Consider the following 16171-nt stretch of genomic DNA (forward strand, 5'->3'; position numbering starts at 1 on the left):
GCACGCTTCTGTTAACAAAAAAACACTAATAAGGCAGTCTATGCGTAACAATCAGCCAGTCTCTCAGCGTGAAATCGAGCTAAAAGAAGATGATTTTTTAGTCTCGCGTACCGATACCAAAGGGCGCATCACTTATGCGAATCCTGCGTTTATCGATATTAGTGGTTTTGAACACGCAGAGCTGATGGGCGCGCCACATAACTTGATACGTCATCCGGATATGCCACCGGCTGCCTTTGCAAATCTCTGGCAAACCGTGCAGACAGGGGAAACGTGGCGCGGGCTGGTTAAAAACCGCTGTAAAAATGGTGATCACTACTGGGTGGATGCCAGCGTGACGCCGATTATTGAAGATGAACAAGTGGTGGGCTACACCTCGGTGCGTGTTCAAGCTGCGCGGGATGCCATTGAGCGGGCAGAGCGGGCATACGCTGATATTCGCGAAGGCCGCAATAAGCGGCTTTATTTAGATAATGGCCGTCTACGTCAAAAAGGGGTGTTCAACCGTTTGGCACGGGTGCGCTTCGACACCATCCGGGCGAAATTGACAGGCATGATTGTCGTGGCAGGGCTGCTGCTGATAGTTAGCGGTGGGCTAGGGCTGTATGGCTTGAATGCATCGGGAGAGCGTTTGGGTCAGCTAAATAATGATGGTTTACGTGACGTTATCCGTTTACAGCAAATCGACCAAACCATTGCCCAGACCCGTCAAACGATGATCGAGCCTGAACGCATGGATCTGATCAATACGCGCTTTGAAATGGGCGAAAGTATTGAGGCGAGCACTGCAGAAGTCGCCGCCGTATGGCAGGAATACTACTCTCGCGATGTCAACAAAACCGAACTTGCCACTGAGTTTAATCAACAGCTGCAGACTTTTTTACAAAATGGCATGGGGCAAGCGGCGAGTGTGCTTCAGGCGGAAGAGACCTACCAAGCTTTCACCGGCCTGGATGCGGTCATCGATGTGATGAACAGCGATGGCCGCGCCTTGTCAGGCATGGTCAACCAGATGATTGCCCAGAAACAACAAGCAGCTGAAGCTATGGCGCTTGACGCGCAACAAGACCAAACCACCATGTTGGGTGCGCAAGCCATCGTGCTTGGGGTTGGCTTATTATTGCTGATTTTGATTGGGGTGGTTACCTTGCGTTCGATTGTTCGTCCATTAAAAAGTGCAGCGCGTTTTACGCTGCAAATAGCGGGCGGTAACTTGGCGACGAAGGTGCCTCCTCAACGGCGCGATGAAGTGGGCCAACTGATGGACTCGCTGAATACCATGCGTAAAAGCCTCAGTAATATTATTGCTGACGTCAAGGGAGGCATTGATGTTGTTACTCCCGCCGCCCAAGACATCGCCAGTGGAAACGAAGAACTATCGTCACGCACTGAACAGCAAGCGGCTTCTCTGCAGCAGACTGCCTCCAGCATGGAGGAAATGACCTCTACCGTGCGGCAAAACAGCGAAAACGCTCAAGAAGCTCGCCGTCTAGCCGATAACAATGCTATCCAGGTAACGAGTACTGGCGAGCTGATGACGCAGCTGGTCGACAGTATGCAGCGCATTACCCAAAGCTCCCAGCAAATGGCCGATATTATCAACGTGATCGACTCAATAGCGTTTCAGACCAATATCCTTGCGCTAAATGCGTCGGTAGAAGCAGCACGTGCAGGGGAGCATGGCCGTGGTTTTGCCGTGGTGGCCGAAGAAGTCCGTAATCTAGCTGGCCGCAGCGCAGGCGCTGCACAAGAAATACGTGGTCTGATTGACGGCTCTAATCACGAGGTAAGCGCGGGGGCCAGTTTGGTAACTAAAGCTGAAGCGGCGATCAGCGAAGTGGCAGAAGCTGCGCGTGGTGTGACGCAAATCATGCACGAGATTTCGGCTGCTTCTGAGGAACAGAGCCATGGGATTGCCCAGGTTAACCAAGCGGTAGCAGAAATGGATCAAGCGACCCAGCGCAATGCGCTACGCGTACAAGAGACGGCACGTGCAGCGGTTTCCCTAGAGAAGCAGGCGGGGCTATTAGCGCTATCGGTAGAAGCATTTCGATTAAATAGTAACGCGGGATTACGTCCGCCTGCGGTGACAGCAGTCAAACAAGTGGCACAGATGCCTAACGTGCTTACTGCTCAACAACCTGGCGCAGCGTCGCCGAATTCGCCCGTTAAACGGCAAGCAGCCTCAGTAGAGGAGTGGGAAGCGTTTTGACCGAACAACGTGAACGGGTTGTAGAGACTGGCCAGTGGGCATCCAGTAATCAGATTGAGCGAGATCTGGTGCTCACCGATGCGGATTTTGCGCGTATTCGTGAGTTGATTTATCAGCGCGCCGGTATTGTGCTGGCTGAACATAAGCGCGAAATGGTCTACAGCCGCTTAGCAAAGCGGCTGCGTCATCATGGCATGACGCGCTTTACGGATTATTTAGTGCGCTTAGAGCGGCAGCCAGAGGCCAAGGAGTGGGAGGCGTTTACTAATGCGTTAACCACCAATCTCACGGCTTTCTTTCGCGAAGCACACCATTTTCCGTTGTTAGCTGAGCATATAAAAAACAAACAAGACCCGGTCACCATCTGGTGTTCGGCAGCTTCGACGGGTGAGGAGCCTTACTCACTGGCGATGACGCTGCTGGAAACACTGGGTGCTAAAGCATCGCAAGCTAAGGTGATTGCAACCGATATTGATACTGATGCCTTGGCAAAGGCCCGCGCGGGCGTCTACCCCCTAGAACAGGTACGTAAGCTCGATGAAGCGCGGGTAAAACGCTTCTTTCAGAAAGGTACCGGTAACCATTCGGGCTTTGCTCGAGTGCGGCCAGAAGTGTCAGCCTTAGTCGAGTTTATGCCGCTTAACCTGCTGGCGCCGCAATGGCCGATTAAAGGCCCTTTTGATGCGGTTTTCTGCCGGAATATCATGATTTATTTTGATAAAGATACTCAGTCCAAAATTCTTAAGCGATTTGCGCCACTGATGAAGCCCGATGGGTTGCTGTTTGCAGGCCACTCAGAAAATTTTTCATATATCAGTGATGCGTTCAAGCTGCGTGGCCAGACCGTCTATACCCTGGCTAAAAAATGAATAAATGTCGTGTCTTTATGATCGCTTTAGGCGCTGTTGCTCCGGCGGTTGCAATCACACATCAGGCGTCTATAGCAATAGGAGGCGTGCTTTGAGCGCAGCCAAGATCAAAGTTTTGTGTGTCGATGATTCGGCGCTGATCCGCGATTTGTTAACAGAAATTATTAACTCCCAGCCCGATATGGAAGTCGTCGCCGTCGCGCCTGATCCTATTGCGGCCAGGGATTTGATCAAGCAGCACAACCCTGATGTGTTGACCTTAGACGTCGAAATGCCGCGTATGGATGGTTTGGACTTTCTTGAGCGTTTGATGCGCTTGCGTCCCATGCCGGTGTTAATGGTGTCGTCGTTAACCCAAAGTGGTTCAGAAATTACCCTGCGTGCGCTTGAACTTGGCGCGCTGGATTTCGTCGCCAAACCGAGCCTTGGCATTCGTAATGGCATGATGGAGTACGCGAACGAGATCGCTGAAAAACTGCGCGCCGCGGCGCGTTCACGGCCTCGTCAGGCGCGGCATAAAAACACTCCGCCACCAGAAGCTTTGAAAGCCCCGTTAGTAACCAGTGAGAAGCTGATTATTATTGGTGCTTCGACCGGCGGCACCGAAGCGATTCGAGCGGTGCTTGAACCCTTGCCCGCCAATGCCCCTGCGATTTTGATTACCCAACATATGCCCGGTGGTTTTACTCGCTCATTTGCTGAACGGTTAGATCGGCTGTGTCGGATTACCGTGAAAGAAGCGACCGATGGGGAGCGAATTCTGCCCGGGCACGCCTATATTGCGCCGGGCGATCAGCACCTTAAGCTTGCGCGTAGTGGTGCCAACTACGTTGCGCGTTTAGATAGCGGCCCGCCGGTTAACCGCCATCGCCCTTCGGTAGACGTACTGTTTCATTCAGCGGCTCAACACGCAGGCAAGAACTCCATCGGAGTGATCCTTACCGGCATGGGAAAAGACGGTGCAGTAGGGCTGCTTGAAATGCGCCAAGCGGGCGCGCCTACCATTGCTCAGAATGAGCAATCCTGTGTGGTCTTCGGTATGCCCCGTGAAGCTATTGCGGTCGGGGGCGCAGTAGAGGTGGTTGCGTTAGATGACATTCCCACACGTATGATGGCGTTGATCGCAGCGTCAGGTCGTGCCCAGCGTGTGTAATGTTATCAATAAGTACTGAGTTAAAGTGCTTAGCAGAAATGCCTAGCATAAAAATGTTGCATAAACTCGGCATAAAAACCTAATAAGCTCGCAAGGGAATTTCCAATGAACCGTTTACTGCGTAATTTGAGTATTCACGCCGCTGTGATCACGGCGCTCGTCTGTTTTGTTGCCCTGATTTTAGTAATTGCGGGCATGGCGGTTGTGGCTGACCGTAATTCACAAAGTAACCTGACGACGCTCAGTAATATTAGCGATGCGCAGTTAAATGAAATTAACCGTGCCGACTCGCTGCTAAACCAAGCGATGCTGGCGATGGAAACCGCCTCAAACTATTTGATGGTCGGCCAGACCCAGCAATCTAATGCGCAAGTCGCGATTGCAGGCGATCGGATTGCGCGTGCCGAAGAGCGTTTTGAACGCTTTGCCGCAGTCTCTCTGTCGCCCCAAGGAAAAGCGTTAGGGGACGCTTTAACTGCTGATTTTCGGAGCGTGCTCGGGCTAGTTAAACAGCAACACGAAACATTCGAATATATGGACTTGACCAGCTTCAACAACCTGCGTGACGAGTTGGTTGAGCCCTTGAGCAATTTGGCGACGAGCATGACGGCGTTTGTGGAGTACGGTTTCCAGCGGGTAGATGCCATCCGCACGGATGCGGCGGCTCAGGGCAACCTGTTTACCATGATCAATGCGGGCGTCGTTATCTTCGCAATGCTGATGACCTTGGTCATTTATTTGGGCCTACGCCGTACGGTGATTTCACCTTTAGGTAACGCCGTAGAGCGTCTGGATGCCATCGCTGAGGCTGATCTGACTAAGCCGCTGCCGGAAGCAGGTAAAAATGAGATTGGTCGCCTGTTTAGTGCCATGGCGACCATGCAGCAGAATCTTACCAATATCGTTAGCCGCGTACGTGAAGGCAGTAATGAAATTCACCACGGCACCCGCGAAATTGCCAGCGGTAACGCCGACCTTTCATCGCGCACTGAACAGCAGGCCGCTTCGATCCAAGAAACCGCCGCCAGCATGGAAGAGATGACCGCCACGGTAAAGCAGAACGCCGATAACGCCCGCCAAGCCAGTACATTGGCAGCAGATGCCTCCACCACGGCAGAACGCGGCGGGGAAGTGGTGGCGCAAGTGGTTCAGACCATGCACGGCATTTCTACCAGCTCGAAAAAAGTGGCTGATATTACCAGCGTTATTGATTCTATTGCCTTTCAAACCAATATCTTGGCGCTTAACGCTTCGGTAGAAGCCGCGCGTGCTGGCGAGCAAGGCCGAGGCTTTGCGGTAGTGGCCGGGGAAGTGCGTAATTTGGCCAGCCGCAGTGCGGATGCTGCCAAAGAGATTAAAACGCTGATTGATGTCTCGGTAACGCAAATTCAGCAAGGTTCTACGCTGGTCGAGCAGGCAGGCACCACGATGTCGGATGTAGTCACCGCCGTTCGACGTGTGACGGATATCATGGATGAAATTTCCGCCGCCTCCCAAGAGCAGAGCGATGGTATTGAGCAGGTCAGTCAGGCCGTTGGCCAAATGGATCAAGTGACCCAGCAAAACGCGGCATTGGTACAAGAAGCCTCTGCAGCAGCCGCCTCGCTTGAAGAGCAGGCCAACCGATTGGAACAGGCAGTCGCCGTGTTCAAATTGTTGGGTATGCAGGCTGCGGCACACCAGGTGCTACCCTCTGCGTCCTCAACTTACACACCTCCCAACGCGATGCCTGCCCCTAAGGCCGGTCAGCAAGCCCGTCCACCTGCTCCGCAGCGGAGCGACCAAGAAGAGTGGGAAGAGTTTTAAAGAAACGTTTTAAACCCCTGACTGTGTATTTTCCAGTTACCCCTGTGCCATGTACTGAATAGAGGATGACCGATGGCAGATAAAAACATGAGTTTCCTGGTTGTAGACGACTTTCCCACCATGCGTCGGATCGTGCGTAGTCTACTTAAGGAACTAGGTTTCACTAACGTGGATGAAGCAGAGGATGGTCAGGATGCGCTCAATAAGCTGCGTGCTGGCAATTTTGATTTTGTCGTTTCGGATTGGAATATGCCCAATCTGGATGGCTTGGAGATGCTCAAGGAGATCCGTCAGGACGACGCTTTAAAAAGTCTTCCCGTGCTGATGGTGACCGCAGAAGCGAAGAAGGAAAACATTATAGCGGCGGCTCAGGCGGGTGCGAACGGCTATGTCGTTAAGCCGTTCACTGCCGCCACCCTGGAAGAGAAGCTCAATAAGATCTTCGACAAACTGGGTATGTGAGCGACTGAGCCTACGGGCTTGGTTAATGAGGAGACAACATTATGAGCCAGAATGAGCAGTCCGATTCTGCCCAGCTGTCCGAGCAAGCCGCTGAAGACCTAATTCATCGCATCGGTAAGTTGACGCGCATGTTGCGCGAGAACATGCGTGAATTAGGGTTGGATAAAGAGATTGAGAAGGCGGCAGTAGCCATTCCCGATGCACGCGACCGCTTGCACTATGTCGCCACCATGACGGAGCAGGCAGCAGATCGAGCGCTCAATGCCGTTGACCGTGCACAGCCGCTGCAGGATCAGTTGTCAGACCGAGCGGAAGCGCTAGATAAGCGCTGGGCCGAGTGGTTTGAAGCGCCAAAAGAGCTGGACGAGGCCAAGGCACTCGTCGTTGAGACACGCACTTATCTCAGCGACGTGCCCGATGTGGTGTCAGCGACTAACAAAGAGCTGATGGAAATCATGATGGCCCAGGACTTTCAAGACCTGACCGGCCAAGTGATCAAGAAGATGATGGACGTGATCCATGAGATCGAGCATCAGTTGGTGCAGGTGCTTATTGATAACGCGCCGGGCGCCCATGCACGAGAAACGTTGCAGCGCAAGGCCGAGGATCAGTGGAAAAGCGACAATGCACGGCGTAACGAAGAGCTTTTGAACGGGCCACAAGTGAAGGATAATGTTCCTGATACCGTCTCTGGACAAGACCAAGTAGACGACTTGTTGGATGAATTAGGCTTTTAAAGCGCGTTATTAAACGCCCTCTGGGCACGCAAGCACGCTATTCAGCCGTCCCTATGGGCGGCTGAATACGTGTTAAGCTTCGCTTCACCTGGCCGGATACCCGAATGGCAGATAACGATAGCGACCAGGAAAAGACAGAAGAGGCCACCCCCAGGCGAAAAGAAAAGGCCCGCGAAGAGGGGCAGGTGCCCCGTTCCCGCGAGTTAAACACCTTTTTACTTCTGCTGGGCGGCGTCATTGGCCTTTATAGCATGGGCAAAATGCTTTATGACCAGTTGGGGGCGGTGATGGAGCAGGCGTTTTTGTTTGAGCGTCGCCAGGCAATGGAAAGTACGCCCATGCTGGTCAATGCGCTGGATCTTGGTCAGCGCACTTTATTTACCATGATGCCGCTTTTTTTACTGTTAGCCGTGATTGCATTAGTAGCCCCGGGGCTGATGGGAGGCTGGTTGATATCGGCTAAGTCAATGCAGCCCAAGTTTTCCAAGCTAGATCCTATTAAGGGCGTAAAGCGTATCATCTCCACCCAGGCACTGATCGAATTGGCAAAAGCGATCGCCAAGTCGGTGCTGGTAGGGGGCGTCGCCGCGATTTTTTTGTATTTCAACATCGGCAAATTTATGGCGCTCATGGATCAGCCCATCCAGCAAGCGCTGACCAATGCACTGACCATGGCGGCTCAGGCGGCCGGGCTAATGGTACTGGTGTTGATCGTGGTCATTTTGATCGATGTTCCTTTCCAGCTCTGGGACAATGCTAAAAAGCTGCGCATGAGCCAGGAAGAGATCAAGCGTGAGCACAAAGAATCGGAAGGCGACCCGCAAGTGAAAGCGCGCATTCGCCAGCAGCAGCAGGCCATGGCGCGTGGCAGGATGATGAGTAAAGTACCGCAAGCAGATGTCATTATTACCAACCCGACTCACTATGCGATAGCGTTGTCTTACCAAGAAGGCAGCATGGGTGCCCCGCGGCTGGTAGCAAAAGGCGCCGATGCGGTGGCCGCGCGCATTCGTGAAATCGGCGAAGAGGCAGGGGTGCCAAGATTGCAGGCTGCGCCATTGGCACGTGCCTTGTATTATCACGTGGACCTAGAGGCGGAGGTGCCTGCCGAATTGTATACCGCAGTGGCGGAAGTAATGGCTTGGGCTTACCGCCTCAAGCAAGTAGCACACCAGGGAGGCGAGATGCCTCCAACCCCCGATAATCTGCCGGTTCCCCCGGATATGGAAAGCCCCGGGCATGGCGCCGGTGGTAATGAGGCGCAACCATGAAAGGCTTAAGTCAGCTAATAGGTCAGCGCGGCTGGGTGGGTGATGTGCACATGAAGCTGCTAGTCGGGCCTCTGCTCATCCTGATGATTTTGGGCATGATGATTGTGCCCTTACCCCCTTTCGCCCTGGATTTGCTTTTTACCTTCAATATCGCTCTGGCCATTATGGTGCTAATGGTCAGCATGTTTACGCAAAAACCGCTCGACTTTGCGGCGTTTCCCGCTGTGTTGCTATTTACAACGCTGCTGCGTCTGTCGCTCAACGTCGCCTCCACCCGCGTGGTACTAATGGAAGGACACCAAGGCGGTGCGTCGGCTGGTAAAGTCATTGAAGCGTTTGGGGCTTTCTTGGTCGGCGGTAATTTCGCCGTGGGCTTAGTGGTCTTCCTGATTTTGGTCATCATCAACTTTATGGTTATCACCAAAGGTGCTGGCCGTATTGCTGAGGTAGGTGCCCGTTTTACGCTGGATGCGATGCCCGGTAAGCAAATGGCCATTGATGCCGATCTGAATGCTGGCTTAATCGGTGAAGAAGACGCCAAAAAGCGCCGCGCAGAAGTCGCTCAAGAGGCTGATTTCTTTGGTTCGATGGACGGTGCAAGCAAGTTTGTCCGTGGCGATGCCATTGCCGGTTTGGTGATTATGGTGGTCAATATCATCGGCGGGCTGATGATTGGCATGCTGCAGCATGATATGGGCTTTGCCGCGGCAGGGCAGACCTACATGCTGCTGGCGATCGGTGACGGTCTCGTGGCACAAATCCCCGCCCTGGTCATCTCGACCGCAGCGGGTGTCACGGTATCTCGGGTGAGTACCGACACGAATGAAGACATTGGCCAGCAAATGCTCAGCCAACTGTTCGTTAACCCTCAGGTGCTAATATTAGCCGCCGTAGTGATGGGCCTACTGGGCATGGTGCCCGGCATGCCCAATTTGGTATTTCTGCTCTTTACTGCGCTATTGGGTGGTTTGGCGTGGTTTATTATACGCCAAAAAGATCAGGCGCTGGTTAAAGAGGAAATTGCCGCGGCCCCTGTACCATTACAAGAAACCCCCGAAGCGAGTTGGGAAGATGTGCAGTTGGTCGATACGCTTGGGTTGGAAGTGGGCCATCGCTTAATACCGCTGGTTGACTCGCGTCAAAAAGGCGAGCTGCTCGGGCGGATTAAAAGTGTGCGTAAAAAGTTTGCGCAAGAAGTGGGCTTCTTACCGCCGGTCGTGCATATCCGCGATAATTTGGAGCTGCCACCCAACACCTATGTGCTCTCTATGAAAGGCGCTGAGATTGGCCGTGCCGAGGCGCAGCCGGGTAAATGGCTGGCGATTAACCCGGGGCAGGTCTCAGGCGAGCTGCAGGGCACCCAAACCCAGGATCCGGCCTTTGGTTTGCCCGCTGTTTGGATTGATGCCAATCAGCGTGAACATGCCCAGGTATACGGTTACACCGTTGTTGATGCCAGTACGGTGATAGCGACTCACTTAAACCACCTATTGCATCGTCATTCACCCGAAATGTTGGGCCGCCAGGAAGTTCAGAGGCTGCTCGATAAAATGGGCGATGATCAAAAAACGCTGGTCGAAGAAGTGATTCCAAAAGCCATTTCGCTAACGGTATTGCAGCGTATCCTGCAAAATCTGCTCGATGAAGATGTCTCTATTCGTGATATGCGCACCATTTTGGATACCCTGGCGGAGTTTGCTGCGCAGCAAAAAGATCCTAATGAGTTAACGGCGCTGGTGCGGGTCGCCCTGGGCCGCGCGATTGTCCAGCAATGGTTTGCAGGCCAGGAGACGCTCAATGTAATGGGGCTGGATGCCCAGTTGGAGCAGGTGTTGGTGCAGGCCATGAATGGCAACGGTGCAATGGAGCCTGGGCTGGCAGAGACACTGATGACGCAGGCGCAGCAGGCGCTCGAACGCCACGAAAGCTCAGGCGAGCCACCTGTGCTGGTCGTGCAGCATTCGCTAAGGGCGGTGCTATCACGCTTCTTACGCCGTCGTCTACGCCATATGTCGGTACTGTCCCAGGCAGAGATTCCTGATGATCGTACATTAAGAGTGACTACCGTGGTGGGCGGACGATAGTAACCCCCTGCCGTGATAGGCTAACGTTGATCATTTCCAGTATAGGCAAAGGGTAAGTCATGAGTGTTAGACGTTTCGTGGGAGCCAACAGTCGTGATGTGATGCGCCAAGTGCGTGAAACGCTTGGTGAAGATGCCCTGATTGTGGCCAATCGGCGTACCGAAGGGGGCGTTGAAATCTTGGCCATGGCGGACGAAGCCATTGACCACTTTGAGCCTTCACCCGAGCCTACACCACCTGAATCGCCGGCCTCCCCCCCGGCGCAAGACCCGATGCAGGCAATGAGTGAGCGCTTACTGCGTGAAATGCAGGATATGCGAGCGCTGTTGGCAACCAATCAATCCGCCAATGCTGCCGTCTCACGCCAGGTAACGCCGACAGGTACGGCCGCAAGGCTGCGGCAGCTGCTATGGAACGTTGGTTTTAGCAGTGAGCTCGCTGATGAGCTGCTTGTAGGATTGCCTGAACCGCTAACCGCGTTAAGCGGGGATAGTGAAGCGCCGCTGCAGTGGCTGCGGCAACAATTAATGGAACGTCTCTGCGTGCTCAGCGATGAGCCAAGCTTCTTCGATCAAACCGGCATCGTCGCATTGGTAGGGCCAACAGGGGTGGGGAAAACCACCACTACCGCTAAGTTAGCGGCACGCTTTGTGTTGCGCCACGGCACGCGCCCAGTGGCGCTGGTTACCACCGATAGCTTCCGGATCGGCGCCCATGAGCAATTGCGCATCTATGCGCGACTGTTGGATACGCCCATGTACGCACTGGATGCCGAACAGCCCATCGACGATTTGCTGGGTCGTTTGCAGGGCAAACAGTGGGTGATTATCGATACCGTAGGCATGAGCCAGCGTGACCAGCGAGTCATAGAGCAAATTGCCCACCTTCAAGGGGGGCGCTCCCGAGTGCGCCTGGTACTACTGCTGAATGCGGCCAGTCAGCCGGAAACGCTCGAAGAGGTCGTGTTACGTTATCGGCAGGCGGCGCGGGCCGCGGGTGCAGAACTAGACGATTGTATTATCACCAAGCAGGATGAGGCGGGTCGCCTTGCACCGGTGTTGGATATTGTTATGCGCCATGGCATGCGCGTGCTGTTTGGGTCTTATGGCCAGCAGGTGCCGGAAGATATGGCGATTGCCAGTGCTGATACGTTGGTGGATCAAGCGCTGAAAACGGCGACGCCGAACCGTGAGCGCGTCCACCATGTTGATGCGCCAATGGGAATGCCACGCTGGTCGCGTGATGTATTGGGACAAGGGCGTCGCTTGTCGTCGCTACTGGCGCGGTTACGCCAACGGATTACTGGGTTTTCAGAATTAGAGGCGATCTGGGACTTGGCTTCACTACCGAGCCGTGTGCAGGAAGAGCGTTTGAATGCTTTGCTCGCCGGTTATCCGGCGGCGAATACTACCTTGGGCATGGCGTGGTCAGCACGGCGAAACGAACGCGGCTGTGATTGGGCAATGCCCGACATTGGCCTGGATACAGATGGCGCATGGCTGGCGTTACCCTGGCTACAGCATCGCCATGCCGCGGGCTGGCAGCCGCGCTTAGCCGCGCTGACTGAATCAAGTGGTGTAGCGGTACACTTACTACCACGTTTACCCGAGCCCGACGCGTTGGCGTGGCTGGAAGCCGAGCATTTGACCTGGGTCAGCCAAGTGGCCCCCAGTCATCGGGTATTCTTTCACCATGAGCGCCAGAGCATTCGGCAGTTGTTTAGTGACAGCGTGCTGACGCACCAAGTGGGTGTACGCTTTCGTGGTCAACCTGTACAACTTTGGACCGCCTACGCGGAAGTTGAAGACGCGACAGGCTATGCGCTGCTCGCTTGGTATGGAGAAATTCGCGACCCTGAAAGCGCGAAAGTGGTGACGCGCCGCTATTGGCTTACCCCGGCTCGATTAGGGACAGAAGTGCTCTCACTATTGCTAACACAGCTACAAAGCGATGGATTATCAACGTTGACGCGCCGCGCCTGGCAGCAGTTAAAAGAAGCCGACAGTGGGGATCTAAATGCCGAAGTGCGTCTGCTAATGGCCAGCGGTGTGGCGGCGGTCGCCGGGCACCTCGATGTTGCTGATGATGAAGGAGCACAAACGCTGCGCGGTGATCTACTTAGCCTATCAGGTACGAGCCGTCGTCGTCGCGATACCGGCATGCTTGATGCGCTGGTATACGCATTTATGGCCCGCGATGCGATTCGCCAAATGGGCAGTGTTAGTCGAGAGGGTGTGGCGTGAGTGGTCAAGACCAAGCCTCAGGGTTACGCAAGTGGGCAAATCTGCAGCGCCAACAGCAGCAGACTGAGGATGCAGTTGATGTCGCGGCGGCAGAGCATGTCTCCGAACACACCTCCCCCTTATTATCGCCGACGGTAGCGACGGTTGAAGAGACAACGATATTAGCGCCGCCCAGACCCAAAATTCCGCTTATTGTGGTGGGGCTACCCGGTCATGGTGCAGCCCAGGTGAACAAGGTCAAAGCGCGACTGGGACAGTGGTCAACGCAAGGTCGCAGCTGGGCGGGTACGCCTGATGACTGGGATATTCGTGCCGTCATGGCGGAAACTGCCGACCTGGCTCAATTACGTGAACAATATAGCCGCTGGGCGCTATGGATCAATAGCGACGCCGACGCCTTTGCCGCTATGTACCGTACCTTGCGTCAGTTACATGAACGGGGCGGCCCGCGCCGTTTGCTGGCGCTTCACGAGCCTAACTTGCCTCGTCAGGGGTTGCTCGATAACTTGCGCGGAGCTGCTGAGTACTACTTAAATATGGAACTATTGGTGCTTGCACGATGAGCATACTCCGCCGAGGAGGCTTAGCATGCTAAGCTGGGTAGTAAGAGGAACATTGCCACGAATTGTGCTGCTGCTGGTAGGCTGCCTACTGATAGGGTTAACGGGAAGTGCCCAGGCGGCAGCCGGCAGTTGGAGTGCCCAGATCCCTGGAATGATGGTGGCCATGAGTGATCGAGCAAGCGCTAGTCAGAACGCTTATCCGCCTGCCGGCATTAACCTCCAGTCAGGTCAGCTCGGTCGTATTCAGTGGCAATTTCAATCTCCCCCTGGTGCGCTGTTAAACGCCTGGTTGTGCCATCCTGAGCAGTGCGTTGCGTTAACAGGTATGCGTGGCTCTACTACCGCGCTAGCGGGACAAAGAGCCAATGCGCCGTTGTATTTTCGCTTCGCTTTACGCCCAGGCCAGCGGCCTGTTCGTGTGCAGGGGTTGCAAATGATTGTGAACTATCAGTGAAGGCTGTATAGCCGCGAGGCGAGAGGATGTACACAGCACAAGGCAGGATTAAACAAAACGAGCTGTTGACGCAATACATGCCACTGGTGCGACGTCAGGCCTTGACGCTTCAGGTCCGTTTGCCAGCCAGCATTGAGCTCGATGACCTTATTCAGGCCGGCATGGTGGGGCTGTTGGAAGCACTCGGACGTTTCGATGCTACCCAAGGCGCAACCTTCGCTACGTTTGCCAGTCAGCGTATTCGGGGCGCAATGATGGACGAATTGCGCACCCGTGATTGGCTACCGCGCAGTGTGCGTCGCTCAGCGCGTGCGGTTGACGGTGCCGTTCGCCAATTGGAACAACAGTTAGGGCGGGCACCGGAAGAACACGAAATCGCTCTGCATCTTGAGATGCCGTTGAATGAGTATCAGCAACTTCTCAATGATACCAATAGCGGCCAGTTGTTACCGTATGAAGATCTGGTTGCCGAGGGCGGTGAGCCAGTCAGTAGTGAACTGAACAGCTCGCCGTTTGAGCAATTACTAGAGGGTCAGCAGCGACAAACGTTAATTGAAGCTATCGAGGCTCTACCCGAACGTGAAAAGCTGCTAATGGCGCTGTATTACCAAGAAGAACTCAACCTCAAGGAAGTAGGGGCTGTATTGGGCGTAACGGAATCACGCGTTTCTCAACTGCACAGTCAGGCCGTAAGTCGTTTACGCGCACGTTTGCACGACTCGGCATAACACCGCTTTTTACTCACTTGTGACCGGCAAGGAGCCGTGGATGAATCCTTCGACGTTAATAGGCATCTTTGCCAGCATATTGCTGTTGGTCAGTGTGCTGTTTTTCACTGCAGAGTCACCCGAAAGCTTTATCAATTGGCCGGGTCTGGCCATTGTAGTGACCGGTACCTTGGCGGCAACTTTTATCAGCTACCCACTGAAAGAAGTCGTGCGTGTTGTGCGGTTGGTGGGCTTGGTATTTCGGCGCGAAAATACTTATATGCGTGACGATATCCGCGAACTGGTGGATATGTCGCGGCTATGGTTTAAAGGCGACGTGCGGGCGGTAGAACGCGAGCTGGAGCATACCCGTAATCCGTTCTTACGCACCGGCATTCAACTGGTGATTGCCAATACCAAAGAGGACGAAATTTTTGACATGCTGCGCTGGCGCATTGCTCGCCTTAAAGCGCGTGAGCATGCCGAAGCACAAATATTTCGTACCATGGCGACCTACGCGCCAGCGTTTGGCATGATCGGCACCCTGGTGGGGCTGGTGAATATGCTGGAAGTCATGGATGCGGGCGACCTGCAGGTGATTGGCCCACGCATGGCAGTCGCCCTGCTAACCACCTTCTATGGCATTTTACTCGCCAACTTAGTGTTTAAGCCGATTGCAGTGAAGTTAGAGCGCCGCACTGAAGAGCGCCTAATTACCATGAACATGGTGCTGGAAGGTATTTCGCTGATTACCAAGCGCCGCCTGCCGTCGTTTATTGAAGAGACCCTCAACTCTTTTGTCGCTAACTACCACGATGAAATTCGCGACAATAGTGTCAAGCCAAGACCTGATTCGTCGGTGAGTTCGGCGGCCAAGGGATAGCCAGCATGTTAGACCGTGATACGCGCCATGCGCTGGAAATGACGCCATCGCCAGGCGATGGCGATGATGGTTGGCTAACCAGTTACCTAGATGTACTGACGCTGTTAATCACGCTCTTTGTGCTGCTGCTTTCTCTGACGCCGCCGGGTGGAGGAGAAGCGGCTGATACTGCTTACATGCAGTCGACAAGCGCTATAACGTCGTTGCCGCTAGCCTCTCTGGCCACTGGTATACAGCCCCGCCATGAAGGATTGCAGCCCCAGTTTGCGGGGCTCGATATTCCCGGTGTCAGCGTTTCACAGGGGCGTGAAGGGGTCACTTTGCGGATTGATACCAGTCTATTGTTCCCCAGCGGTCAAGCAGTGTTAACGCCTCGCGGGCGGGGGGTGGTTGAAAGCCTTTTGGATGTACTCGCCAGTTTTGATGGGCAGATTTCGGTAGAAGGCCATACCGACAGCGTGCCTATTTCGACAGTGCGCTTCCCCTCTAATTGGGAACTTTCATCAGCGCGGGCTATCGCTGTCGTGCGCCATTTAGAGCGTCAAGGGTTCAATATTTCACGTATGCGAGCCGTCGGCTATGCGGACACCCAGCCCATGGAACCGAACACAACCGCAGATGGCCGCGCTGCCAATCGGCGCGTCGAGCTACTGCTAAGGCAGCAGGCCGAGGGGGAATAGGTGACCAAGGCGCATCTGAGCTTATGCGCTATACGTTATTTTTGCTG

At 54.3% G+C, this 16171-nt stretch carries 14 protein-coding genes; all 14 read left to right on the forward strand.

The features are described 5' to 3' along the window. The first annotated feature begins 40 nt into the window (after positions 1-40). The 14 genes from ACW44H_RS00590 (at position 41) to ACW44H_RS00655 (ending at position 16124) form a co-directional block, all read left to right on the forward strand. Positions 41-2212 carry a methyl-accepting chemotaxis protein gene (locus ACW44H_RS00590; RefSeq protein WP_457506200.1) on the forward strand — a complete coding sequence of 724 codons (2172 nt, stop codon included), beginning with the start codon at positions 41-43 and terminating at the stop codon, positions 2210-2212. Then, entirely contained in the window at positions 2209-3081 is an 873-nt protein-coding gene (locus ACW44H_RS00595) for a CheR family methyltransferase (protein WP_457506201.1), read from the forward strand. The genes ACW44H_RS00590 and ACW44H_RS00595 overlap by 4 nt, the downstream gene beginning before the upstream one ends. Before the next feature lie 91 nt (positions 3082-3172). Beyond that, on the forward strand, positions 3173-4234 hold the full coding sequence (locus ACW44H_RS00600; RefSeq protein ID WP_113271042.1) for a protein-glutamate methylesterase/protein-glutamine glutaminase: 1062 nt from the start codon (positions 3173-3175) through the stop codon (positions 4232-4234). A gap of 105 nt (positions 4235-4339) precedes the next feature. Beyond that, positions 4340-6040, forward strand: coding sequence for a methyl-accepting chemotaxis protein (locus ACW44H_RS00605; RefSeq protein WP_457506202.1), 1701 nt, complete (start codon positions 4340-4342; stop codon positions 6038-6040). Positions 6041-6112: 72 nt separating this feature from the next. After that, entirely contained in the window at positions 6113-6502 is a 390-nt protein-coding gene (cheY, locus tag ACW44H_RS00610) for a chemotaxis response regulator CheY (protein WP_113271044.1), read from the forward strand. A 41-nt stretch (positions 6503-6543) separates the two neighbouring features. Further along, positions 6544-7239 (forward strand): protein phosphatase CheZ, encoded by a 696-nt coding sequence (gene cheZ / locus ACW44H_RS00615; protein ID WP_445532413.1) that lies wholly within the window; start codon positions 6544-6546, stop codon positions 7237-7239. A 104-nt stretch (positions 7240-7343) separates the two neighbouring features. After that, positions 7344-8510 carry a flagellar biosynthesis protein FlhB gene (flhB, locus tag ACW44H_RS00620; protein WP_457506203.1) on the forward strand — a complete coding sequence of 389 codons (1167 nt, stop codon included), beginning with the start codon at positions 7344-7346 and terminating at the stop codon, positions 8508-8510. Continuing rightward, entirely contained in the window at positions 8507-10594 is a 2088-nt protein-coding gene (gene flhA / locus ACW44H_RS00625) for a flagellar biosynthesis protein FlhA (RefSeq protein WP_457506204.1), read from the forward strand. Before flhB ends, flhA begins: the two co-directional genes overlap by 4 nt. Positions 10595-10653: 59 nt before the next feature. After that, entirely contained in the window at positions 10654-12837 is a 2184-nt protein-coding gene (flhF, locus tag ACW44H_RS00630; protein WP_457506205.1) for a flagellar biosynthesis protein FlhF, read from the forward strand. After that, on the forward strand, positions 12834-13400 hold the full coding sequence (locus ACW44H_RS00635) for a hypothetical protein (protein WP_457506206.1): 567 nt from the start codon (positions 12834-12836) through the stop codon (positions 13398-13400). Before flhF ends, ACW44H_RS00635 begins: the two co-directional genes overlap by 4 nt. Positions 13401-13425: 25 nt before the next feature. After that, a complete protein-coding gene (locus ACW44H_RS00640) occupies positions 13426-13854 on the forward strand; it encodes a flagellar protein FlhE (protein WP_457506207.1) in 429 nt (142 codons plus the stop codon). A gap of 26 nt (positions 13855-13880) precedes the next feature. Next, the gene (locus ACW44H_RS00645) at positions 13881-14582 is read left to right on the forward strand and encodes an RNA polymerase sigma factor FliA (protein WP_113271051.1); all 702 of its coding nucleotides are present in this window, start codon (positions 13881-13883) and stop codon (positions 14580-14582) included. A 40-nt stretch (positions 14583-14622) separates the two neighbouring features. Next, complete coding sequence (locus tag ACW44H_RS00650) at positions 14623-15444, forward strand: motility protein A (RefSeq protein WP_113271052.1); 822 nt, start codon at positions 14623-14625, stop codon at positions 15442-15444. A gap of 5 nt (positions 15445-15449) precedes the next feature. Continuing rightward, positions 15450-16124 (forward strand): OmpA/MotB family protein, encoded by a 675-nt coding sequence (locus ACW44H_RS00655; RefSeq protein ID WP_457506208.1) that lies wholly within the window; start codon positions 15450-15452, stop codon positions 16122-16124. Positions 16125-16171: the final 47 nt, after the last annotated feature.

Source organism: Vreelandella sulfidaeris Esulfide1 (assembly GCF_054072535.1).

What these genes read in the sequence shown, in the direction of transcription:
- ACW44H_RS00590 (WP_457506200.1), top strand. Translation starts at nt 41, where the DNA reads ATGCGTAACAATCAGCCAGTCTCTCAGCGTGAAATCGAGCTAAAAGAA.
- ACW44H_RS00605 (WP_457506202.1), top strand. Translation starts at nt 4,340, where the DNA reads ATGAACCGTTTACTGCGTAATTTGAGTATTCACGCCGCTGTGATCACG.
- cheY (WP_113271044.1), top strand. Translation starts at nt 6,113, where the DNA reads ATGGCAGATAAAAACATGAGTTTCCTGGTTGTAGACGACTTTCCCACC.
- cheZ (WP_445532413.1), top strand. Translation starts at nt 6,544, where the DNA reads ATGAGCCAGAATGAGCAGTCCGATTCTGCCCAGCTGTCCGAGCAAGCC.
- flhB (WP_457506203.1), top strand. Translation starts at nt 7,344, where the DNA reads ATGGCAGATAACGATAGCGACCAGGAAAAGACAGAAGAGGCCACCCCC.
- flhA (WP_457506204.1), top strand. Translation starts at nt 8,507, where the DNA reads ATGAAAGGCTTAAGTCAGCTAATAGGTCAGCGCGGCTGGGTGGGTGAT.
- flhF (WP_457506205.1), top strand. Translation starts at nt 10,654, where the DNA reads ATGAGTGTTAGACGTTTCGTGGGAGCCAACAGTCGTGATGTGATGCGC.
- ACW44H_RS00640 (WP_457506207.1), top strand. Translation starts at nt 13,426, where the DNA reads ATGCTAAGCTGGGTAGTAAGAGGAACATTGCCACGAATTGTGCTGCTG.
- ACW44H_RS00645 (WP_113271051.1), top strand. Translation starts at nt 13,881, where the DNA reads ATGTACACAGCACAAGGCAGGATTAAACAAAACGAGCTGTTGACGCAA.
- ACW44H_RS00650 (WP_113271052.1), top strand. Translation starts at nt 14,623, where the DNA reads ATGAATCCTTCGACGTTAATAGGCATCTTTGCCAGCATATTGCTGTTG.
- ACW44H_RS00655 (WP_457506208.1), top strand. Translation starts at nt 15,450, where the DNA reads ATGTTAGACCGTGATACGCGCCATGCGCTGGAAATGACGCCATCGCCA.